The sequence below is a fragment of the Arthrobacter sp. UYCo732 genome (assembly GCF_040547265.1).
Taxonomy (GTDB): Bacteria; Actinomycetota; Actinomycetes; order Actinomycetales; family Micrococcaceae; genus Arthrobacter.
Window position 1 is genome coordinate 39,535 of sequence record NZ_JBEPPJ010000018.1, and the last position, 21,027, is coordinate 60,561.

Consider the following 21,027-nt stretch of genomic DNA (forward strand, 5'->3'; position numbering starts at 1 on the left):
ATCACGCTGCAAGACTGATTGCATCAAATCTACTCTGCAATTTCTTTTGCGGCCAGTGGTTTCCGTTCCCGGTTTGTAAATCCTCATTGTGGTGGGCGTCCAGCTGCGCGACCATGATCATATGGATGCCAACATTCAGAAGGGCGGGGAGCTAAGCCTGCCGCAGGCTTTCCTCCTCCTGGCGACAAATGACACGGATGGCGGGCCCGAGGTGCCGTCGGCCGTCCTAAGGGCTGGCGTGGCCGGCGCGATCCTGGCCGAGCTGGATCTGCTCGGTGCCATCGAACTGCAGGGGAAGCACGTCGTGGCAACCGGCTCCACCCCGCAGACGGACTTCCAGCACCAGCTGGAAATCATCCGGGACAGGCCGGGGCTGCATACTCCCAAGAAGTGCGTTTCCATGCTGGAGAGCCGCGCCGAACTGCACCGCATCTATGAGGGCATGGCGTCGCTGGGCATCGTGGAACATGTGGGCGGAAGGCACCTTGGCCTGTTCAGGACCACACGCTACCCGGAGAAGGACCACGCTCCGGAGGCGGCCCTGCTGAATCGGATCGAAGCCGCACTCCGCGGCGCGCCGTCTGGGACGACTGATTCCAAGCCGACCGATCCCTGGACCAAGGGACTGATCGGACTACTCCACGCGGCGGGGCTGCTCGAGAGGTTCTTCCCGGCAGCAGATCAGCGCCTGGTAAGGGAACTGGCGAATGACCATTGGCCGTCCCGCGCAGTGGCGGGCGAACTTCGCATGATCAGACTGGCGGAGGCAGAAGCCGCGACATAGGCAAGCGCACGACGGCGGGAGGTCCCGCCGTCGTGCGCTCACAGCCACGGCGACAGGACGCGTCGCCGGCGACTACTGGTGAGCGGCGGGACCAACCGGGACAACATCGCGCACGGCTGTCTGATCTTGGACACCTGCTGTGCCCGACGTGAGTACTGCTCGCGGGTACGTCCCTACTCATCCACAGCGAGCGAGTCCGCCGTCTCCCGCGCTTCGGCCGCCGCCTGCGCATACGACGCCGAGACCCGGCGGTAGACCGGGGTCAGGAAGGCCAGCAGCGCGGCCACGATGACGATGATCCCGGCCACCAGGAAGATCAGGGCGATGCCGCGGGACATCCCTTCGCCCAGCAGCGGGGCCAGCTGGGCGGCGCCCTCAGTGGACCGCGCGTACGGGATGATCCAGAACTGGGCGATCGGCGCAATGAGGAAGGCGGTGATCGGCGCTGCCGCGGACTCGAACGCCATGGCCAAGCCGAACACCCGGCCCTGCCGGGGCAGCGGCACCACCTGCTGGATGACCGTCTGCTCTGCGGCCTCCACAAAAGGAATCAGCAACATGTACAGCCAGATCCCCAGGATGAACAGCCAGGGCCACTCCCGCACCGTGAACACCGCGCCGAGGAAGCCCATCAGGATCACCGCGATGAGCAGTGTGCGCAACGGGTTGGAACCGAGTCCGAACTTGCCGATCAGCGCACCGGCCACGAGGAACCCCGTGGCGCCCACGGCGAAGACCGTCCCCCACAGCTCCACGGGGAACATCTCCAGGCCGTACGGATCCATCAACGCCATGTAGACGCCGCCGATGAAGTTGTTGAACGTGGAGAACAGGATCAGCGCGAACAGTCCCGCAACGGCCAGTACCGCGGCGAGGGAGCCGCGGAGATCGAACGCGCCGTGTGCGTCAGTGGCGGCTGCCCGCACTTCCTCCGGCATCCGCAGCGTGAGAAGGTGCGCGAACGCCAGCCCAGTGAGGACCACTGCGACGACGACAGTCCAGCCCATGCCCAGCAGCCCAACTGAGAGGCCGGAGAGCACCGAGGTGACGAGAAACGCCAGCCCCTGAACCATGCCCACCAGCCCGTTGGCGTTGGGCCGCCGGTCCGGCTCGATGAGGATGGTGACTATGGTGGAGAGGGCCACGTTGCGCATGTTCTCCACCACCCCACCCACCAGGATGATCACGGCGAAGATCCAAAACCACGGCTGGGTCAGGTCCAGCAGGCTGGTTGTGGGCGTTATCAGGAACATGACCCCGGATACCGCGAACATCACCAGGGTGAAGCCAGCGGCGAAGCGCATCACGGCCAACTTGCGGTTGCGGTCCACGAAGGTGCCGAAGCTGATGCTGGAAAGGGCGATCAACAGCATGTAGGCGCCGCCGATCACCCCCGTGGCGATCACGTTGCGCGTCTCCAAGTAAACCCAGAAAGTCAGGGCGAACCAAAGATAGCTGGTAGTGATGTTGGCGAGGCCGGTGTTCACCAGGATTCCGGCGAACGTGCGGGAACGCTGTGCCGGACTGCGCATGGACGTGTTGATGGACTCCGGATCGCCGAGGCCCGGAGCCGCAGCGACCCCGGCCAGGGCCGGTTCGTCCTGGGTCATGCGTCCCAGTTTACTGACAACCCTCGGCCGCGGACAGCGTCACCACGCACCTAAGAAAATCTGCACAGAGCACGACGCCGGCACTCACCTGAATGCCGGCGTCGGACCTTGGGAGCGTGTGGCCTTTCCGGGTCGTGTGAATTTATCCAGAAGCAAATTCGCCAGCAGAATAATTTCCGTTCGCCTCATTAAGCGGAAATTCATCATGGCCGCGAGGAATGCACGCTTGGGGGGAAGTTGGTAGCCACACACGGACCCTTCAGCTCCGTGAGGACGCCACCTGCGGCCCACCTCACAGGCCGACGATATTTTATAAGGAAACTGGCACAAAAAATATAAGTGTGTATGGTATCGGGTAGATACACAGCATAGAAAGGTGGAATTCCAGTGTCAGGAAAATCCCCCAGGAGCAGAAGTGTTAAAAAAGCGGAAAAGTCAATTCTCGAAAAGCGCGCCGATAAAAGAGCTAAAAGCGAAACCAGCGAAATTCGGTTCATAAAGACGCGCAAAAACCAGCGCTAGTATGCCGCGGCCTGAGGCCGGCCCTGAGAAACGTTCAGCCCCAAGGACAAGACCATGAACACCACCTACAACGCCCTGATCGTCCCTGCCCACCTCCAGCAACCGGTGCGCATCGAAAGTGTTGACATGGACATGCCGGCACTGCAGAAGCTGGTCGCTGGAAACATCGAATCCATTACCAGCAGGGACTGGCACGTCTACTTGAACGACGAGGGCAGCCGGCTGCCCCAGAACTTCCGTGCCGAAGTGCTTGCCCGCGAGGCAGGCATCGTTCTCGACGGCACGCTCAACGGGACGGCGGTGTTCCTGGGACACGGAACCCGCGGCGACGAAACCGACGCTCCGTGCCACCTGATCCGGCTTGCCGAGGCGCTCTTCGGAATACCGCTGGCTGCCTAACCGGTCCAAAGACATATGCCGCCGCGCTGGGATAATTAAGGGAGCCAGGCTCGCGGATCTTCAACCCGTTGATAGTGGCGTTCCAGAGCGTTCCCAAGATTGCAATCGCCCCGCTCATCGTCTTCTTCCCTGTGCTGGTGGCCGGCTTCGCGGGCTTCAAATCGGTGAAGCGCGAACGGCGGGACGTCATGCAGTCGCTGGGTGCCTCCAAGTGGCAGACCTTCACCATGCTGGTCCTGGGTGTGATGGGCTTCGTCCTGGTCCAGATTCTCGCCTTCATCCGCAAAGGGCCTCCTGTTCTGGTCCGCTGCAGCCCGGGGCGCCAAGGCCGGCGCCGGAGCCGACGGCCAGGCGATGACTGAGGAAGTCCTCATCACGCGTTTCCACGTCAGCCGTGCTCCCGTACGCCAGGCGCTCAAGGAACTCGTTGACGAGGGATACGTCTACCGCGAACGGGCCAAGGGAACTTTCCCGGTGCAAGGCCTGAACGTGCAACGGCCCGCCACGCTGCAGCTCGGCGGCCTCATGGGCTACCTGCGCGAGCAGGGCCTCTCGCCCGAGGCCACGGTGCACGGGGTGACCCGCGCTGTTCCGCCGGCCGACGTGCGTAAGCAGCTCGGCCTGGGCGCCTCGGAAAAGGTTCTCACTTTCACCCCGCGTCATTACCGTGAATGACGAGAAGCTCGTCAGTTTCAAGGGCTATCAGTGCAGCCCGGCGGAGTTCGAACCCACCAGCCGCGAGCTCGAGGACGCAGGCTCCGCGTTCGATCCGCTCCACCAGCAGCGCAACATCGACCTCACCCGCTCGGAGCACCACGTGTGGGCGTCCGGGGCGAAAGGGGAGGACGCCGCGGCCCTGGACCTAAGCGAGGGCGAACCGATTATGGTTGTTGAGACCTTGCTGCTCACCCGTGACGGCCGGTCCGGTGGCTGGCGCCGTGCCATCCACCGTGCCGATGACTTCAATTACGTCTTCGCGTCCAACTGGTAACAGCACCCTGGGGTAGCGGCGTCCTGGGGGAGCGGCACCCAAGGCAAAAGGACGACGGCGGGAGGTACCGTCGTCGTCCTTCTGCTTTGCCGGACACGACACCTTCCGGACACTGCCGTGGGGTGGGACGATTTCAGTATGAGTGAGAACAGCGCTGACAGCATTCAGGACCATGGCCCGCACCAGCACGCCCACGCCGCTCCGACCACGCAACAAATGCGGACCGTGGGTCAACGCCGCCGCGATGCGGAGGAAAAGCTGGAGCACCACCTCGACGTAGCCCGCCATAAAGGCGATTTGCTCGGGCACCACGTGGATGCCGAGGGCGAAGGATCCCCAGAGCAGAAATGATCCAGGCCGGCGCAGGGCTTGATTCCGCTGAACGCTGCCTGAAGCGGGGTACCTTGTGTTCATGGGGAGCCATGGTGGGACTCCTTGAAACCTGCGGCCGCAACGACAAGCTTCGTGGGCCGCCGTCGGGAACTCAGCGGGGCCAAGAAGAGATTCTTGACCGCACGGCTGGTCACCCTGGCGGGTCCGGGAGGTGTGGGCAAAACGCGGCTGTCGCTTCGGCTCGCTGCCCAGCTACGGCGGAACTTCCCGGATGGCTTCTGGTTCGTGGAGCTTGCCGAGATGCGCGAGCCGGCGCTGCTCGCCGGTACGGCCCGCAAGGCGTTGGACCTGCGCGAGCAGGGGACCGTTGAATCGGCCGATGCCCTGGCCGCGCACCTGAGGGACAGACGGCTGCTCCTGGTGCTCGACAACTTCGAACATCCGACCCGCCACGTGGCGCAGCTGACCAGCAGACTCTTGAAGGCCGGGTCTGAGGTACGGATCCTCGCCACCAGCCGGGAGCCGTTGGGCCTGGTCGAGGAGCATGTGGTGCCCGTGCCGCACTAGGGCAGCCGCGAGGCCCGCAACATCGAGGCCTCGCCGGCCCGTTCGGGCTTCAGCGGCACGGGACTGATCAGCACCGCCGGCCCGCGGTGCAGGACGCCGTCCGAGAGCGGCCGGCAGCGAACGCCGCCTCGCCCGCGCATCGCTTTGTAGGCGCCGGGTGCGAGCATCTGGTCCATCCACGCGCAGGGATTGGCGGGCCGGCCGGCCTTGAGCCGCACCTCACGTCCGCGCGATTCCAGCACGAAGTCCCCACCAATAAGGGGCGCCAGGTGGGCGCCGCGGAGCACAACGTTGCGCCGGGTCAGGAGCGGATCGAAAGGCCCGGCACCCAGCTCCGCCGCCATGGCTTCGAGGGCCTCAACGGAGATCAGGGTTACAGCCGCGTCCATATGTGCAGCCTTGCCGAAAAACCGGTCACCGACGATGCCCTTTCCGGCAACCAGTTCAACGCTCTCCGCATCAGTGGTGGGGACGTCCGCCGCACCCTCCCGCGCGCGGCCGAAGTAGGCGTGCGCCGGGGACACCAGCAGATGCAGGATTTCGACGTCGTACCGAAAGCTTTCCGTCATGCTTCCAAACTATCCCCCAGGCGGGTGCGCGGCACCCGCGGGAGAAGGGCGACGGCGGAAAGTCCCGCCGTCGTCCGCCGCCCGTCTTGTCTGGGGCGCCGCGGTGACAACCGCGGGACGCACGCCCCGAGCTGCGGTCTCGTGGAATGTCAGACCCTCGCTGGATGATTGAGACATGAGAAACCCGGAAGTGGCAAAGGCATTTGAGGACATCAATGCCGCCATCGCCGTGCTCAGTGGCGTGGTCAGCGGACCGGGTGCGCTTTGCGGGACTGACCCGTTGCGGGCGTTGTCCGAGGATTGCCTCAATGTGCTGACCGGGACGGCGGGATCGGACGCCCGGATGGCTGCCCTGAAGGCCCAGGCTGCCGCACAATTCGCTGTAACGGCGGCGTCTGTGGCGCCTCCCGGTGCCTCGCCCGGGGAAGGCTCGGCGCGCGAGGCAGCGGTGACCGCGGAGGTCGCGTGCGTCCTGACCATTGGTGAACGGGCCGCCGGTTCTCTGCTAGACCAGGCGCAGGTGCTGACCACCGCTTTGCCGCTGACCCTGTCCGCACTGCAGAAGGGCGCTATTTCGTGGCAGCACGCCCGGGCCATGGTGGAGGAAACCGCCACCCTTGACTCGGACGGTGCTGCCGCGCTGGAGGGCCACTTTTTGGGTCCGGACGCGTCGGACCCCGCTAGTAGTTGTCCTGCGGGGGAGATGCCGGCGTTTCGGTTCCGGCACAAGGCCCGCACCTGGCGCGAACGCCACCACGCCGAGAGTATCGAGAAGCGCCACGCCAAAGGTGTCCTTGACCGCAGGGTCGAGTACGCGCCGGACCAGGACGGAATGGCCTGGCTCTCGGCCTATCTTCCCGCACACCAGGCGGCAGCCATTTGGAACCGAACCACCGCTGTCGCCCGAGGGCTCCAGGGCCCCGACGAGCCCCTGACCCTCACGCAGCTCCGCGCTGACGTCCTCGCCACCGCCCTCCTCAACAGCGGAAGCCAGGAAGGACGTGATCCCGGGCGCATCCCGCCGCCGCGGGCGCAGGTGCTGGTGACGGTTCCAGTGTTTTCGCTGCTCGGCGTCACCGAGGAACCGGCGATGCTGGACAGTTACGGCCCGATTCCGGCATCGATGGCCAGAGAGCTCGTGGCGAACGGGGCAGAATCGTTCTACCGGGTCCTGGTTGACCCGCGGGACGGGGCGCCACTGGAAATCGGCCGCAAAAGCTACCGTTTGACCAAGGCCATGCGGAACTGGGTGCGGCTGCGTGACGGAAAGTGCCCCTTCCCGGGCTGCAGCAACCACTCCCTGGACAACGAAGCGGACCACATTCTCGCGTGGGCCCACGGCGGCACCACCGGCGTAGCGAATCTGGGACAGCCGTGTCCCCGCCACCACAGGCTGAGACACACCAGCGCCTGGCGGCCCACACCAGCGACCAAAAACGAACCGCCCGGCTGGATCTCGCCACGCGGCCGGCACTACAAAAGCGAACACCAGGATTGGGAACCACCACATTGGCCCAAAGACGTAAAACCGGAATCACTCCCGGGGCTGGAAGGGGGCTCCCATCCGCCGCTCACAACAAGCGGTTGTCGGTACCACGCATCGCGCAGCGCTCCCCACGGCCACCCGGATTGTCTCCACACAGGGATGTCGTTGGGAGAAGAGGCTGTGGAAGGGTTCCTCCGCGCCCTCGGCTGACGTCACAACCGCGGGGACGCCCGCCCCCGTGCCCACTAGGGCAAGCCCGCCACGGTCGCCGTCCCCGAAATCGAACTGCCCGCTGGTCCCTTCATGCATCAGTTGCGTGGGGTCGTCAACGTGGTCCAGCCCCAGGACGTGCGGCTGAGACCTGCGAAATGGGGGCACCGCGCCATGGGTCGGGAGCTTGAGTCTTGCCCACTGCCTCATCGATGGCCCACTGCGGAATGCGCCCACTGGGCGAACGGCGGACGGGCGGAAGACCCTCGTCGCCAGAATCTGATCCCAACAGTCCCCCTTGCACCGCCACGTCCATCACCCTTGAAGCTCAGCTCAGCATAGTGCCCCGCACTGAAGCGGACGACGGCGGTGCCTCCCGCCGTCGTCCGCTGTTGCTTAGGTGCGGGGACTACTTCCGGTTGGTATGCCTGCGGCCGCGGCGGTGGGCCCCGTTTGCCGGGCTTGGCTTCCACGGCTGATGGGGTAACGGAATGGTCTCCTGGAGCGTACTATCGGGCCATGATGGACGCCGACGAAGCTGAGCTGCAGCGACGGATAGCACTCCTCGTACCGTTCTTGCGGGAGCTCGGATCGCGCACCCTTAAAACGTATGCGAAGGGCGGAATCCTCGAGGCCATCCCGGACAACTCATGGCCGGTGGCGGATGCCCTGTTCAAGCGCCGGGACAACGGCTTTACCTACCATCCGCACGGTGCTGTGTACTTGAACATCACGCGGGACGGTGACCTCCAGCTCGCCCTTCCGGACGGTGCAGTTCCACTCCATGAAGGCATGACGCAGTACATGCAGCTGGCCCATGAGACGGATCTGGAGGATTCCGGCCCGGCGGACGGAGCGACGGAGTGGTTTCCGCCACCGCAATTTGTTCTCGTTGCGGAAACCTCCCGGCTTTTCATCGAATCGGCCGCCCTGAGCGGCCGCTCGGGTATCACCACTGGCCTCGTCCCCTTGGAGCAGTACGTGGGGGAGCGGGCACAACTGTTTGTTGAGGGTTTGCGGGCGGCACTCTGAGCGTTAGCCTTGGCGGTCGTCGGCCACCATGACAGTTTCTGTTTATTCGGCGGCTCCTGCCGCTGTCGTCCGCTCACCTCGGGAATGAATCCCAAAGCTTGAATGTTCAAGCATGCATGGACTTTGGCATCTTTACCTTCGGCGAACTTACCCGCAGCGTCAGCACCGGCAGCGCACCCTCACCGCAGCAGCGGCCGAAGGAGATCATTGAGCTCGCCAAACTGGCGGACCAGGGGGGCCTTAACTTTTTGGGCCTGGGCGAGCACCACCGGCCCGACTTCGCGCTTTCGGCCCCGGAAATCGTCCTGGCTGCCATCGCCCGGGAAACCACCAACCTCCGGCTCAGCACTGCGGTCACGGTGCTGTCCACCCAGGACCCGGTGCGGCTCTTTGAGCATTTCGCCACGCTGGACCTCATCTCCGACGGCCGTGCCGAGATCATCGCCGGCCGCGGTGCCTTCATCGAGTCCTACCCGCTGTTCGGCCACGACACCGCCGACTACGACGGCCTGTTCGACGAGAAGCTGCGGATGCTCCTCGAACTCCGCGACAACGCAGTGCTCGACTGGAAGGGCAACCGGACCCAGATCATTCCCGGCATGGACATCGCGCCGAGCAGAACATGCCGCGCAACGTGGAACATTTCCCGCGCTCCACGTTCGATGACTGGAGCGATCCGGGTGGCGGATTGCTAGTGGGAAGCCAGCAGCAGGTCATCGAGAAGCTCCTCGAAATCCACCAGACCCTGGGCAACAGCCGCTACATGGCGCAGATCGGCCTCGGCGGCCTGCCGTACGCCGAAACCGCCCGCTCCATCGAGCTCCTCGCCACCGAAATCATGCCCGCCGTCAACCGGGAACTGGGCGCCGGGGCAGCTTAAACCCAACGGAAGCTGACGACGGCGGGAGGTCCCGCCGTCGCGGTGGTTGAGCTTGTGGAAACGTGGTTTCGACACGCTCAACCACCGATTGGTCGGGAGCTCGACCACCGATCAGCCGTCGGCTCGACCACCGATCATTACCCGGTTGCGGGGTTTGTCGGTAGTCTGTGGGGCATGGTGCGGACCTTGGCGGATATCGGAGCGGAAGTCGTTCTGCTCGCAGGGGCCGGCCGCGCCATTTTGCTCCAGATCGCGAACCCTGCGGTTGGCCACGGCGTCGCCGAGCACAGTGACTTTGCTGGCCGGCCGCTGGAGAGGTTCCGTTCCACCGTCACCTATGTGTACGCGGTGGTCTACGGGAATGAGGACCAGGTCGCGGCTGTGCGGCGCAGAGTGAACCGCGCCCACTCCGCCGTGCGCCGCAAGCCGGATGCCGGTTCCCACGGCTACAGCGCCTTCGACGCGCAGGCCCAACTGTGGGTGGTGGCAACGCTGTATGACACCGCCGTCACCGTTTACGAGAAAATCTACGGCCCGCTGGATGACGAGACTTCCGAGCTGATGTACCAGGACTACGCGCGGATCGGGACCGTCCTGCAACTCCCTGCCGAGCTGTGGCCGGCCGACCGTGCAGCGTTCAGGACGTACTGGGATGCACGCCTGCAGGTGCTGGAACTGGACACCGTCACAGCGCGCGTGGGCCGCGAACTGCTCTACCCGCCAGCCGGTCCGCTCTGGCTCCGGATGAGCATGCCGCTGATCCGGTTCATCACCGCAGGCCTCCTGCCCGACCATCTCCGGAGCAGCTACGGGCTGCCGTGGAGTGACCGCCACAGCCGCCTGTTCGACCGCACCACCCGGTGGTCCGCGCTGGTGTATCCACGGCTGCCACGGACCGTCCGGCATTTCGTCAAGGACTACTGCCTCGGCCGGCTCCGCACGGCCTAGTTAGACGCCTAGCTCCTCCCGGAGCGCTGCCACGTGGCCCTGGGCCTGGATCTGGTACTGGGTGTGCGTGACCTTGCCGTCGGCGTCGAGCACCACGGTGGAGCGGACCAGGCCGTCAACCACGTCGCCGTTCACAATTTTTTCGCCCCAGGCGCCGTAGGCCAGTGCAACGGCGTGGTCCTCGTCGGAGAGCAGCGGGAACGTCAGGGCGAAGTCGCCCGTAAAGGCTGCCAGCTTCTCGGGCGCGTCCGGGGAGATGCCCAGGACTTCGTAGCCGGAGGACTGGAGGCTGGCGAGGTTGTCGCGGAAGTCGCACGCCTCGGTGGTGCAGCCGGGGGTGGCGGCCTTCGGGTAGAAGTACACAATGACGTTGCGTCCGCGGTAATCGGAGAGGGAGACCTTCTGGCCGTCAGCGTTCAGCAACGCGAAATCGGGGGCCTGGGTTCCGGGGAGGAGTTTCTGGGTCATGAAGTGATCCTTACTTGTGGGACACCGGCAGTGGCCGGCGATCAATTGATACGGGTAGCGGACAGCCTAGATGCAGTATTCCGCCGGTCCGCGGACAGTGCTGCCCGGTCCGGGCACGAACTGGTAGCCGCCCCCACGCACCGTGGCGATGGCGTAACGGGCCGAACCCAGCTTGCGCCGAACGCGGGCCACATACGCGTCAATGGAACGGAAACCCGCGCCGGGGCAGTCCAGGGACTCAAGTACGCGCTGCAATTCCCCACGTTGAATTGGCCGGGACTGGTTCTGCACGAGGTACCGCAGGAGGCTGTATTCCATGCCCGTGAAGCTGACTGGGACGCCGTCCAAAAGAACGGTACCCGCGGCCAGGTCCACTGCCACGGTGCTGCGCCGCCCGGCCAGGGATACTGGCGGGTCAACAGTGTCTGAACCTTCGACGGCGGCAGTCCCGTCGTCGGCGTCGGGCCACATCTGGACTTCGGCTTCCGGTGCAAGCCGGAAGGCACGGGCCAGGACCGCCTGGGCGGCCTGGGCCCAGACCGCTGGGTCGATTTCCTGGCCCTCACAAGGCCGCAGCCAGACCGCCAGACCGCGTGGCTGAAGCCCCGGCCGGCGCCCGGCACCGGTGCCGGTGCCGGACTGGTCGCCTGGACGGGATCCGGCGCGCGGCCGCGGGTACGGGGCGTGGACGTTGACGGCCATCGCGCTGCGCCTAGACGCCGCCGCGGCGGATCAGCGTGCCGCTGGGCGTGCGGCCATCGATCTCGTTGCCGCGCAGGTAGGTTTTGCGGACGACGCCGGAGAGCGCCTTGCCATCGTACGGAGTGATGGGGTTCTTGTGCTTGAGCTTCGTGACGTCCACGACGAACGCCTCATCCGGCGCGAAGATGGAGAAGTCCGCGTCATAGCCGAGGGCCAGCTGGCCCTTGTTGTGCAGCCGGGCCAGGGCGGCGGGCTTCTCAGCCATCCAGGAAACCACCTGTTCCAGGGCGATGCCCCGGTGCCTGGCTTCGGTCCAGATCAGGGACAGGCCCAACTGCAGCGAGGAGACGCCGCCCCAGGCCACGGCGAAGTCGCCGTTCTCCAGGTCCTTCAGGTCCAGCGTGGAGGGGGAGTGGTCCGACACGATGCAGTCGATGGTCCCGTCCTGCAGGCCCTTCCACAGCAACTCCCGGTTGGACGCCTCGCGGATGGGCGGGCAGCACTTGTATGCCGTGGCACCGTCGGGGATTTCCTCGGCCGTGAGGGTGAGATAATGCGGGCACGTCTCCACGGTCAGGTGGACGCCGTCGCGCTTTGCACTCGCGATCATGGGCAGCGCATCGGAGGAGGAGAGGTGCAGGATATGGGCGCGGGCGCCGGTCCAGCGGGCGCGCTCGATCACCTCCGCGATGGCCTTGTTCTCGGCGCCGCGCGGACGGGAGGCCAGGAACGTCTCGTAGTGGTCGCCGCCGGGGTGCGGGGCGCGGTCGATGGCGTGCGAGTCCTCGGCGTGGACAATCATGAGGGAGTCGAAGGACTTGAGCTCGGCCATGTCCTCCTCCATCTCGTCCGCTTCGAGGTGCGGGAACTCGTCCACGCCGGAGTGCAACAGGAAGCACTTGAACCCGAAGACGCCCTCGTCGTGGAGGGGGCGAAGGTCCTGCTTGTTGCCGGGAATGGCGCCGCCCCAGAATCCGACGTCCACAAAGGCCTGGTCCTCGGCCACCTCGCGCTTGAGCTTGAGGTTTTCCACGGTGGTGGTGGGCGGCACGGAGTTCAGCGGCATATCGATGATGGTGGTGACTCCGCCGGCGGCGGCCGCTCGGGTGGCGGACGCGAAGCCCTCCCACTCGGTGCGGCCGGGTTCGTTGACGTGGACGTGGGTGTCCACCAGCCCTGGAAGGAGGGTCTCGTCGTCGGCCAGTTCGATCAGTTCCGCGCCGGCGAGGCCGTTGCCGAGCGGTTCGATGGCCACGATCCTGCCGCCGCGCACGCCCACTTCACGCGGTGCGATGCCAGCGGTGGTGAGGATCCGCTGGCCCCGGATCACAAGGTCAAAGCGTTCTTCAGACATTCAGGGGCTCCTTTACGCCAATGCCACCTGCGGGGTCCGGGTTGGCCAGCCCCTGCAGGATGTTCTTTCCCAATTGTTCAAGCAGGGGCCCTGCTTGAGCTATACATATTTCTACCTTGGGTTCCAAATCGGTCAGCGCGTAGACGTGCCGGAAACCGGAATTCTGCTGCTGTTCCGTGGCCAGTGTGGTGCGTCCGCAGACGGCCACCACCGGAATGCCGGCCGCGGCTGCCGCCCGGGCCACGCCCATGGGCGTTTTACCCAGCAGACTCTGCTCATCCAGGCTGCCTTCGCCGGTGATCACCAGGTCGGCGCCGCTAAGCCGGTCTGCCAGTTGGGTGAATTCAAGCACGACGTCGATGCCGGGCCGCCGCGTTGCGGCCAGGACCGCGATGGCAGCGTAGCCCACCCCGCCGGCGGCCCCTGCTCCGGGAGCTTCCGCCGCTTTGATGGCGCGGAATCCGATTTCCCTGGCCAGGACTTCGACAAACCTGGCCAGGGCGGCGTCGAGCGTGCCGACGTCTTCTGGTGTGGCACCCTTCTGCGGGCCGAATACCATTGCCGCGCCCTCGGCGCCGAGCAGGGGATTATCGACGTCAGATGCCAGCACAAAGCGTGTGTCCACCAAACGTGGCTCAAACTCTGTGAAGTCGATGCTGTGCAGGTCCGCCAGGGCGGCGCCGCCGGCCGGCAGTTCGTTGCCTTTGGTGTCCAGGAACCTGGCGCCGAGTCCCTGCAGGAGTCCGGCGCCGCCGTCGGTATTGGCGCTGCCGCCCACGCCGAGAATAATCCGGCGGCAGCCCGCATCCAGTGCAGCGCGGATGAGCTGGCCGGTGCCCAGGCTCGAGGCTGTGGCGGCGCTGGTGGAATCGGGCTGACCGCCGGCGACGACCTGCGGAAGGACTGCAAGCCCTGACGCGGTGGCCATCTCAATGACTGCCTCGTGGCCGCGGACGGCGAAGTCAGCCTCGATCGGCTGGCCGGTAGGCCCGCTGACCGTGGCGCTGCGGCGGGTGAAGCCGGAGCCGATGGCGGCATCCAGGGTGCCCTCGCCGCCGTCGGCCACGGGAATCCGCAGAACGTCCAAATTGCCCACTTGTGCAGTTCCAGCGGCGGTCTGCAGGCCCTGTTCCAGGTGCCTGCAGACCTCCGGGGCTGACAATGACCCCTTGAACTTGTCCGGGGCAATCACGATCCGCATTGCTTAAGCCTGCAGGGCCAGGATGGCGGTCGGGGCGTCGGCGGCCGTCTCAGCCAGTTCCTCGAACTCGTTGACCGCGTCGATTTCCACACCCATGGAGATGTTGGTGATCTTTTCCAGGATCACTTCCACCACCACGGGCACCTCGAACTCGGCCATGAGGGCCTTGGCCTTGTCGAACGCGGCCGGCAGGTCCGCCGGGTCCTCCACGCGGAGGGCCTTGCAGCCCAGGCCTTCGGCAACCTTCAGGTGGTCTACGCCGTAGCCGTTGGTCTCGGGGGAGTTGATGTTCTCGAACGCCAGGGACACGTTCTGTTCCATCTTGAAGCCGCGCTGGGACTGGCGGATCAGGCCCAGGTAGGAGTTGTTCACCACCACGTGGATGTACGGGATGTTGAACTGGGCACCCACGGCCAGTTCCTCGATCATGAACTGGAAGTCGTAGTCACCGGACAGCGCAACCACGGACTCGTCCGGCTTCCCGCGAACGACGCCGAGGGCAGCCGGTCCGGTCCAGCCCAGCGGGCCCGCCTGGCCGGCGTTGATCCACTTACGCGGGCCGAACACGTGCAGCATCTGCGCGCCGGCAATCTGGGACAGGCCGATGGTGGACACGTAGGTGGTGTCCTTGCCGAAGGCCTTGTTCATTTCCTCGTACACACGCTGCGGCTTAATGGGGACATTCTCAAAGTGCGTCTTGCGGTGCAGGCTGGCCTTGCGGTCCTGGCATTCGGTGACCCAGGCGCTGTAGTCCGGCAGGGACTTTGCTGCCGCGCGCTCTTTGGCGAGGTCGATCAGTCCATCCAGTGCCGCGCCGGCGTCGGACGCGATGCCCAGGTCCGGCGAGAACACGCGGCCAATCTGCGTCGGCTCGATGTCGATGTGTACAAACTTCCGGCCCGCGGTGTAGGTGTCCAGGCCGCCGGTGTGGCGGTTGGCCCAGCGGTTGCCGATGCCGATCACAAAGTCGCTGCGCAGGTAGTTCTCGTTGCCGTAGCGGTGCGAGGTCTGCAGGCCCACCATGCCGGCCATCAGCTGGTGGTCGTCCGGGATGGAGCCCCAGCCCATGAGCGTGGGGATGACCGGAACGTTGAGGATCTCGGCCAGCTCAACCAGCTGCGCGGAGGCGCCGGCGTTGATGATGCCGCCGCCGGCCACGATCAGCGGACGCTCGCCTGCGGTGAGCATGTCCAGGGCCTTTTCCAGCTGCTTGCGGGAGGCTTTGGGCTTCTCCACGGGCAGGGGCTCGTAGGTATCGATGTCGAATTCGATCTCGGCCATCTGCACGTCGATGGGCAGGTCCAGCAGCACCGGGCCGGGGCGGCCGGAGCGCATCAGCTGGAAGGCTTTCTGGAAGGCACCCGGGATCTGGCCGGGCTCCAGGACGGTCATGGCCATCTTGGTGACCGGCTTGGCGATGGATTCGATGTCCACGGCCTGGAAGTCTTCCTTGTGCAGCTTGGCGACGGGGGCCTGTCCGGTGATGCAGAGCATGGGGATGGAATCGGCCCACGCGGCGTACAGACCGGTGATCATGTCGGTGCCGGCAGGGCCGGACGTGCCGATGCAGATGCCGATGTTGCCGTCCTTGGCGCGGGAGTAGCCGTCGGCCATGTGGCTGGCGCCTTCGACGTGGCGGGCCAGGGTGTGGCGGATGCCGCCGTGGGCCCGCATGGCCGAGTAGAAGGGGTTGATTGCCGCGCCTGGCAGGCCGAACGCCTCGATGGCGCCTTCCTTTTCCAGGATGGCAACCGCTGCATCAACGGTACGCATCTTGCTCATGGTGTGCTCCTTGAAAGTCTGTTTTTGGGTGTGCTGAAGTAGCCCGGCGAACCGTCGCGGGGCACTGCGGGGGAGTCGGCGTCGTAAATTTCGACGGCGGCCGGTGTGTCCGTGTCGAAGTGCCCCGTTCTGGGGCTGCTCCTACTTGCGGCCGCTGAGCTGCAGGACCTGCTTGAAGAGGCCGGAGTGGTCGAGGCCGCCGTCGCCCTGGTTGACGGTCGCAGCGACGAGCTGTGCGACGACGGCGCCGAGGGGGACGGCGACGTTGGCTTCGCGGGCTGCGGAGGTGACGATGCCCAGGTCCTTGTGGTGGAGGGCCAGGCGGAAGCCGGGTTCGAAGTCGCGGTCCAGCATCTTCTGGCCCTTCTGGTCGAGGACCTTGGAGCCGGCCAGTCCGCCGCCGAGGACCTTGAGGGCCGCGTCGGTGTCCACGCCGTAGGCCTCGAGGAAGGCGATGGCCTCGCCGAGGACTTCGATGTTGACGGCCACGATCAGCTGGTTGGCTGCCTTGACAGTCTGGCCGGAGCCGGAGGGGCCGACGTGGACGATGGTCTTGCCCACGGCGTTGAGGACGTCCTGTGCTGCCTCGAAGTCTTCCGCGCTGCCGCCCACCATGATGGAGAGGGCGGCGTTGATGGCACCCTGCTCGCCGCCGGACACCGGGGCGTCCAGCGCGCGGATGCCGGCTGCCCGGGCATCGTCCGCGAGCCGCTTGGCCACATCCGGGCGGATGCTGCTGGCGTCGATCCAGAGGGTGCCCTTCTTCGCGTTGGCGAAGACGCCGTCCTTGCCGCTGACTACACCCTCAACATCAGGGGAGTCCGGCACCATGGTGATGACGACGTCGGCATCCTTCACGGCGTCCGCGATGCTCGTGGCACCCTTGCCGCCTTCGGAGACCAGCTTGTCGATCTTGTCCTGGCTGCGGTTGAAGCCGGTGACGGTGTGGCCGGCCTTGACCAGGTTGATGGCCATGGGCAGGCCCATGATTCCAAGTCCGATGACTGCAACGTTGCTCATTGTGGTTCCTTTACTGAAAGTCTGTGGTGGGGCTGGTGTGCTGGTTCCTGGCCCAACTGACTCGCATTAGATGTCGTGAAAATGGCATTTCGCGACGTTAACTGCCAGTCAGTTGGGCTGGGGGCTACCGGGTGACGTGCTGGCGGATGGCCCAGCTGAAGGCCGTTTCCTGAGGTTCCTTGTATTCGAGGCCGATGTAGCCCTCGTAGCCGAGTTCGCGGCTGCGGGCAATCCATTCGCCTAGGGGAAGCTCGCCGGTTCCGGGAGCCCCGCGGCCGGGGTTGTCGGCAATCTGGATGTGGCCGAAGTCCTTGGCGTGGTTCTCGATGACGGCTGCTACGTCGTCACCGTTGACTGCGAGGTGGTAGAAGTCCGCGAGGAGCTTGATGTTCCCCGCGCCGGTTTCTTCTTTGACCCGGGCGATGACATTCAGGGCGTCCTGTGCCTTGAGCAGCGGGTATTTGGCGGCGCCGCTGACCGGCTCGAGGAGGACGGTGCCGCCGATGCGGGCGACTCCTTCGGCAGCTGCGGCAAGGTTCTTGACGGCCAGCTCATCCTGCGCTTCGGGGGTGAATTCGTCCTGGCGGTTGCCGTAGAGGGCATTGAAGGCCTTGCAGCCGAGGCGTTCGCCGATGCCGACAACCACGTCGATGTTGTCCTTGAATTCGGAGCAGCGTCCCTTCCAGGAGACCAGGCCGCGGTCACCGCCCGGCATGTTGCCAGCGTTGAAGTTCAGGCCCGTGAGCTGGACGCCGGCATCCTTGATCGCGTTCTCAAACTCGGTGACCTGGGCGTCGGTGGGGACGGAGGCTTCGAAGGGCCACCAGAACTCGACGGCGTCAAAGCCGGCAGCTTTTGCCGCGGCGGGGCGCTCGAGCAGGGGCAGCTCCGTCAAGAGGATGGAGCAGTTCACTGTGTACGTCATCGTAGGTCCTTCCGAGGAGGGCTTTGATCCATCTTCCTGCGCTTCCCGGTTCTTTACCGTTTCCGCTTTGTGGAATTTAGATTCTGCTTTATGAAAAGTGTAGGGAAGGAAGGGCGGGCGAGTCAAGGGGAGCCCTGACGGGAGTTGCGACGTTGCTGCCAGTTGTGTGGGAGTTTTACACACCGTCATCGACACCCTGCGGCACACTGTCCCTATGACGTTCGTGAATGTGGGCAGCCTTGGAACCAAACCGGGCCAGCAGGACGCCTTAGTGCAACTTCTGCTCCGGCCGATGGCCGGACTTGAGGCGGCCGGCTGCCTCCGGTATGAGGTGGGTGTCAATCCTGATGTGCCGGACACCGTGTTCGTGAGCGAGCTCTGGCAATCCGCCGAAGCACACCAGGCCTCGTTGCAGCTGGACAGCGTGCGGGCCGCAATTGCTGAGGCCATGCCGCTGCTCTCGGGGGAGATGGGCGGTACCCGTTTCACGGTGGTGGGATCGCCGCTCCGTTGAGTCACGGATCGCTCGTGGAAGTGCGCCTGCCGGGCGCTGAGTAGTTACGCCCGTTACCCGGCTAGATGCGTCCGAATCGAGTCTTCAAACAGGCTCATTTTCGCAGGCACGAACCCTGGCGGCCACTGTGGTGGTTCCCAGTCTGATGTTCGCTTTTGTACTGCCTGCCCGAGGGCGACATCCAACCGGACTTTCCTAATCCGCTTGGGCTGGGACAGCCAGTGCCGCGGAACCCGAGCAGACCTCAGGAGAGGACCGGAACCAAGGCAATCTTTGCCCGGATTGAACGGGTATTCATTGTTGGAGTGATGGACATCTTTTGCTCCTATTAAGGATGCGATCAACTAATTTTTTGACACTGTCAGGCGGACGCGCCTGAGCATGTCGGGATTGATCTGTGTGGCAGCCCGCAGCCTGCCGTCCCGATTTTAAACAGCACGCCCCGAATTAGCGAGGGCTCGACTCCGGATCCATGTTGAATGTTGTGGTCCGGTAATCCCATGTTGCGCCTGCAGTTGGTCCGCGTGCTCGGGCCGCTGCTACCTCTTTTAAATAGGCAAACCGGGCGGTCAAGGGACCGCCCGGTGCCGCGAGCTTAGGAGAGGCGCAGCCTGGGTGCTGCGAGCCTACGTCAGGCGGATCTGGCGGTTCATGTCCTTGTAGAGCAGGTAGCGGAACTGGCCGGGGCCACCGGCGTAGCAGGCCTGCGGGCAGAAGGCGCGCAGCCACATGAAGTCGCCGGCCTCCACCTCAACCCAGTCGTTGTTCAGCAGGTACATGGCCTTGCCCTCGAGGACGTACAGGCCATGCTCCATCACGTGGGTCTCCGGGAACGGGATGACGCCACCCGGCTGGAACGTCACGATATTGACCTGCATGTCGTGGGCCAGGTCGCTGGAGTCCGTGAAGCGGGTGGTCTTCCAGGCGCCGTCAGTGTCCGGCATCGCGGTGGGTTCCACCTCGGCATCACTGGTGACGAAGGACTTGGCCTCGTAACCCTCAAGCCGCTCGTAGGCCTTGCGGATCCACTGGAAGGAGACGACGTCGTCGGAGACGTTCTCCAGTCCCCAGGTGGCGCCGGCGGCCAGGTAGGCGTAGCCGCCTTCCTCGAGCTGGTGCAGTTCGCCGTCCAGCGTCAGGTTGACCTTGCCTTTGGTGACGAAGATGACGCCCTCGACGCCTGCCTCAAACTCGGTCTTGGGGGCGCCGCCGCCGGGGCCGATCTCCACGATCAGCTGGGAGAACGTGGTGGCGAACCCGGAGATCGGGCGGGCGAGGATCCAGGACCGGGTGTTGCTGAAACCGGGCAAGGTGCTGGTCACGATGTCCGTCATGACGCCCTTGGGGATGACCGTGTAGGCCTCCGTGACGATTGCCCGTTCCGTGGTCAGATGCGTCTGCGGCGGCAGGCCGCCCTGCGGGGTGTAGTACTTGCCCATCATGGGATCCTTACTTCGAAGTGGAGTGTGCCAGCCGCGGGTGCGCCAGTGCGGTCAGCTGGGAAAGTTCGACGCCGGCGAGCGCCTGGACCTCTTCGGTCCCCACCGCGCCGCATTGGACACCCCGCAGGACAAAGGCGGCCAGGGCCCGGGCGGTGGCCGGTTCGTCCATGACCCCGCCTTCGGTGTGGTCGACATAGTTGCGGAGGCGTGCTGCGGCGGCCGGGAGGCCCTCACGATAGAACGCATACGTGGCTGCGAACCGGCTGGGCAGCTGGGCGGCGTGCAGGTCCCAGCCCTGGTAGTAGCCCCGCTCCAGCGAACGCCGGACGAGCCGTCCGTGCAGCTTCCAGGCATCTTCGACCGCGTCACCCACCGGGATGATGTTGGTGGAACCGTCGGAGAGGCGGATGCCGGTGCCCGCGACGGCCAGCTGCATGACTTCCTTGGCGAAGTCCGCCACCGGGTGCTCCATGGACTGGTACTCGGCCGAGATCTGCAGCGACGCGGAGTAGTCGTAGGTGCCGTAGTGCAGGGCGCTGATGCGCCCCGGAACGACGTGCGGCAACTGCGCCACGGGGGAGGTGCCGTCCGGCCCGAGGATCAGCTGCGGCGTTTCCACCTGCACCTCGAAGCGGAGCCGGCCGGCGGGAAGACCGTGGACTTCCTCCAGCCGGGACACCGCAAAGTCCATTGCCTGGACCTGGGCCACGGTGGTGACCTTGGGCAGGGTCAGGATGAGCCCGGCAGGCAGTTCGCCGGCCTGCGCGAGCGTGGAGACGAACAGGTCAAGGGTTTTCAGGCCGCGGGCCCTGGTGGGCGCCTCGAAGCACTTGAACCGGATGCCGATGAACGGCGGGGCGGTGCCGGCGGCAACTGCTTCGCTGACAGCCCGGGCCGCGGCAACCGTGGCAGCGTCCTCTGCTTCGTCGCCGCGGTCGCCGTAGCCATCCTCGAAGTCGAGGCGCAGGTCCTCGATCGGTTCGGTGCTTAGCTTGGCCGCGACCCGCGAGGCTACTGCCCCGGCGAGTTCGGCGTCCTGGCCCAGCAGCGCGCCGAGCGTCTCGAACCCGCCGTGTGCCTCCGCAGTCGTGAGCGCCTGGGCGCCCCAGTCGGCAGCGAACGACGGCGTGAAACGGTCCGCCGGCACGTACACGGTGTGCACGGGCTGGCGGGTGCCGTCGTCGCCGGGGTAATTGCGTTCCAGCAGCTGGTCGGTGGTGGCCAGCTGTGCGTCGATGGCGGCGAGGTCCGCCGCTGAGAGCGACGGCGTGGGGGAGACCGCCATGCC

General features: G+C 65.4%; 24 protein-coding genes. 13 read left to right on the forward strand and 11 right to left on the reverse strand.

The window, feature by feature from the left end; genetic code table 11:
* Nucleotides 1–121: 121 nt before the first annotated feature.
* Nucleotides 122–784 carry a GOLPH3/VPS74 family protein gene (locus tag ABIB45_RS17960; protein WP_354217207.1) on the forward strand — a complete coding sequence of 221 codons (663 nt, stop codon included), beginning with the start codon at nucleotides 122–124 and terminating at the stop codon, nucleotides 782–784.
* Nucleotides 785–957: 173 nt separating this feature from the next.
* On the opposite strand, the gene ABIB45_RS17965 is transcribed toward ABIB45_RS17960, so the two are convergent.
* Complete coding sequence (locus ABIB45_RS17965; protein WP_354217208.1) at nucleotides 958–2,394, reverse strand: MFS transporter; 1,437 nt, start codon at nucleotides 2,392–2,394, stop codon at nucleotides 958–960.
* 576 nt (nucleotides 2,395–2,970) lie between these two features.
* Between ABIB45_RS17965 and ABIB45_RS17970 the strand changes: the two genes are divergently transcribed.
* The 6 genes from ABIB45_RS17970 (at nucleotide 2,971) to ABIB45_RS17995 (ending at nucleotide 5,206) form a co-directional block, all read left to right on the forward strand.
* The gene (locus tag ABIB45_RS17970) at nucleotides 2,971–3,315 is read left to right on the forward strand and encodes a DUF3846 domain-containing protein (RefSeq protein WP_354217209.1); all 345 of its coding nucleotides are present in this window, start codon (nucleotides 2,971–2,973) and stop codon (nucleotides 3,313–3,315) included.
* Between the two features lie 74 nt (nucleotides 3,316–3,389).
* Nucleotides 3,390–3,677, forward strand: coding sequence for an ABC transporter permease family protein (locus tag ABIB45_RS17975; protein WP_354217210.1), 288 nt, complete (start codon nucleotides 3,390–3,392; stop codon nucleotides 3,675–3,677).
* Nucleotides 3,670–3,990, forward strand: a complete 321-nt coding sequence (locus ABIB45_RS17980; protein ID WP_354217211.1) for a GntR family transcriptional regulator — start codon at nucleotides 3,670–3,672, stop codon at nucleotides 3,988–3,990. The genes ABIB45_RS17975 and ABIB45_RS17980 overlap by 8 nt, the downstream gene beginning before the upstream one ends.
* Nucleotides 3,983–4,306, forward strand: coding sequence for a UTRA domain-containing protein (locus ABIB45_RS17985; protein WP_354217212.1), 324 nt, complete (start codon nucleotides 3,983–3,985; stop codon nucleotides 4,304–4,306). The genes ABIB45_RS17980 and ABIB45_RS17985 overlap by 8 nt, the downstream gene beginning before the upstream one ends.
* Before the next feature lie 138 nt (nucleotides 4,307–4,444).
* Entirely contained in the window at nucleotides 4,445–4,657 is a 213-nt protein-coding gene (locus ABIB45_RS17990; protein ID WP_354217213.1) for a hypothetical protein, read from the forward strand.
* 156 nt (nucleotides 4,658–4,813) lie between these two features.
* Entirely contained in the window at nucleotides 4,814–5,206 is a 393-nt protein-coding gene (locus ABIB45_RS17995) for an AAA family ATPase (RefSeq protein ID WP_354217214.1), read from the forward strand.
* Here ABIB45_RS17995 and ABIB45_RS18000 read toward each other — a convergent pair.
* Entirely contained in the window at nucleotides 5,203–5,775 is a 573-nt protein-coding gene (locus tag ABIB45_RS18000) for an MOSC domain-containing protein (RefSeq protein ID WP_354217215.1), read from the reverse strand. The two genes, ABIB45_RS17995 and ABIB45_RS18000, sit on opposite strands and share 4 nt — an antisense overlap.
* 175 nt (nucleotides 5,776–5,950) lie before the next feature.
* Between ABIB45_RS18000 and ABIB45_RS18005 the strand changes: the two genes are divergently transcribed.
* The 5 genes from ABIB45_RS18005 to ABIB45_RS18025 all read left to right on the forward strand — a co-directional run bounded on the left by ABIB45_RS18005 (nucleotide 5,951) and on the right by ABIB45_RS18025 (nucleotide 10,331).
* Nucleotides 5,951–7,471 (forward strand): HNH endonuclease signature motif containing protein, encoded by a 1,521-nt coding sequence (locus tag ABIB45_RS18005; RefSeq protein ID WP_354217216.1) that lies wholly within the window; start codon nucleotides 5,951–5,953, stop codon nucleotides 7,469–7,471.
* Between the two features lie 519 nt (nucleotides 7,472–7,990).
* Entirely contained in the window at nucleotides 7,991–8,503 is a 513-nt protein-coding gene (locus ABIB45_RS18010; protein WP_354217217.1) for a hypothetical protein, read from the forward strand.
* Between the two features lie 116 nt (nucleotides 8,504–8,619).
* Nucleotides 8,620–9,198, forward strand: coding sequence for an LLM class flavin-dependent oxidoreductase (locus tag ABIB45_RS18015; protein WP_354217218.1), 579 nt, complete (start codon nucleotides 8,620–8,622; stop codon nucleotides 9,196–9,198).
* The gene (locus ABIB45_RS18020) at nucleotides 9,198–9,383 is read left to right on the forward strand and encodes a hypothetical protein (RefSeq protein ID WP_354217219.1); all 186 of its coding nucleotides are present in this window, start codon (nucleotides 9,198–9,200) and stop codon (nucleotides 9,381–9,383) included. Before ABIB45_RS18015 ends, ABIB45_RS18020 begins: the two co-directional genes overlap by 1 nt.
* Nucleotides 9,384–9,557: 174 nt before the next feature.
* Nucleotides 9,558–10,331, forward strand: a complete 774-nt coding sequence (locus ABIB45_RS18025) for an oxygenase MpaB family protein (RefSeq protein ID WP_354217220.1) — start codon at nucleotides 9,558–9,560, stop codon at nucleotides 10,329–10,331.
* Here ABIB45_RS18025 and bcp read toward each other — a convergent pair whose 3' ends face one another.
* The 7 genes from bcp to ABIB45_RS18060 form a co-directional block, all read right to left on the reverse strand.
* Nucleotides 10,332–10,799 carry a thioredoxin-dependent thiol peroxidase gene (gene bcp / locus ABIB45_RS18030; protein ID WP_354217221.1) on the reverse strand — a complete coding sequence of 156 codons (468 nt, stop codon included), beginning with the start codon at nucleotides 10,797–10,799 and terminating at the stop codon, nucleotides 10,332–10,334.
* Nucleotides 10,800–10,865: 66 nt separating this feature from the next.
* The gene (locus tag ABIB45_RS18035) at nucleotides 10,866–11,501 is read right to left on the reverse strand and encodes a winged helix-turn-helix domain-containing protein (RefSeq protein WP_354217222.1); all 636 of its coding nucleotides are present in this window, start codon (nucleotides 11,499–11,501) and stop codon (nucleotides 10,866–10,868) included.
* A gap of 10 nt (nucleotides 11,502–11,511) precedes the next feature.
* A complete protein-coding gene (gene allB / locus ABIB45_RS18040) occupies nucleotides 11,512–12,855 on the reverse strand; it encodes an allantoinase AllB (RefSeq protein WP_354217223.1) in 1,344 nt (447 codons plus the stop codon).
* Nucleotides 12,848–14,056 carry a glycerate kinase gene (locus ABIB45_RS18045; protein ID WP_354217224.1) on the reverse strand — a complete coding sequence of 403 codons (1,209 nt, stop codon included), beginning with the start codon at nucleotides 14,054–14,056 and terminating at the stop codon, nucleotides 12,848–12,850. Before ABIB45_RS18045 ends, allB begins: the two co-directional genes overlap by 8 nt.
* 3 nt (nucleotides 14,057–14,059) lie before the next feature.
* Nucleotides 14,060–15,838 (reverse strand): glyoxylate carboligase, encoded by a 1,779-nt coding sequence (gene gcl, locus ABIB45_RS18050; RefSeq protein WP_354217225.1) that lies wholly within the window; start codon nucleotides 15,836–15,838, stop codon nucleotides 14,060–14,062.
* A gap of 141 nt (nucleotides 15,839–15,979) precedes the next feature.
* Complete coding sequence (locus ABIB45_RS18055; protein ID WP_502909268.1) at nucleotides 15,980–16,858, reverse strand: 2-hydroxy-3-oxopropionate reductase; 879 nt, start codon at nucleotides 16,856–16,858, stop codon at nucleotides 15,980–15,982.
* A 124-nt stretch (nucleotides 16,859–16,982) separates the two neighbouring features.
* A complete protein-coding gene (locus ABIB45_RS18060; RefSeq protein ID WP_354217226.1) occupies nucleotides 16,983–17,783 on the reverse strand; it encodes a hydroxypyruvate isomerase family protein in 801 nt (266 codons plus the stop codon).
* A gap of 214 nt (nucleotides 17,784–17,997) precedes the next feature.
* On the opposite strand from ABIB45_RS18060, the gene ABIB45_RS18065 reads away from it, so the two are divergent.
* Nucleotides 17,998–18,297 carry a putative quinol monooxygenase gene (locus ABIB45_RS18065; protein WP_354217227.1) on the forward strand — a complete coding sequence of 100 codons (300 nt, stop codon included), beginning with the start codon at nucleotides 17,998–18,000 and terminating at the stop codon, nucleotides 18,295–18,297.
* A 626-nt stretch (nucleotides 18,298–18,923) separates the two neighbouring features.
* On the opposite strand, the gene ABIB45_RS18070 is transcribed toward ABIB45_RS18065, so the two are convergent.
* Nucleotides 18,924–19,736 carry a bifunctional allantoicase/(S)-ureidoglycine aminohydrolase gene (locus tag ABIB45_RS18070; protein ID WP_354217228.1) on the reverse strand — a complete coding sequence of 271 codons (813 nt, stop codon included), beginning with the start codon at nucleotides 19,734–19,736 and terminating at the stop codon, nucleotides 18,924–18,926.
* Between the two features lie 10 nt (nucleotides 19,737–19,746).
* Nucleotides 19,747–21,024 (reverse strand): DUF6986 family protein, encoded by a 1,278-nt coding sequence (locus ABIB45_RS18075; protein ID WP_354217229.1) that lies wholly within the window; start codon nucleotides 21,022–21,024, stop codon nucleotides 19,747–19,749.
* Between the last annotated feature and the right edge of the window lie 3 nt (nucleotides 21,025–21,027).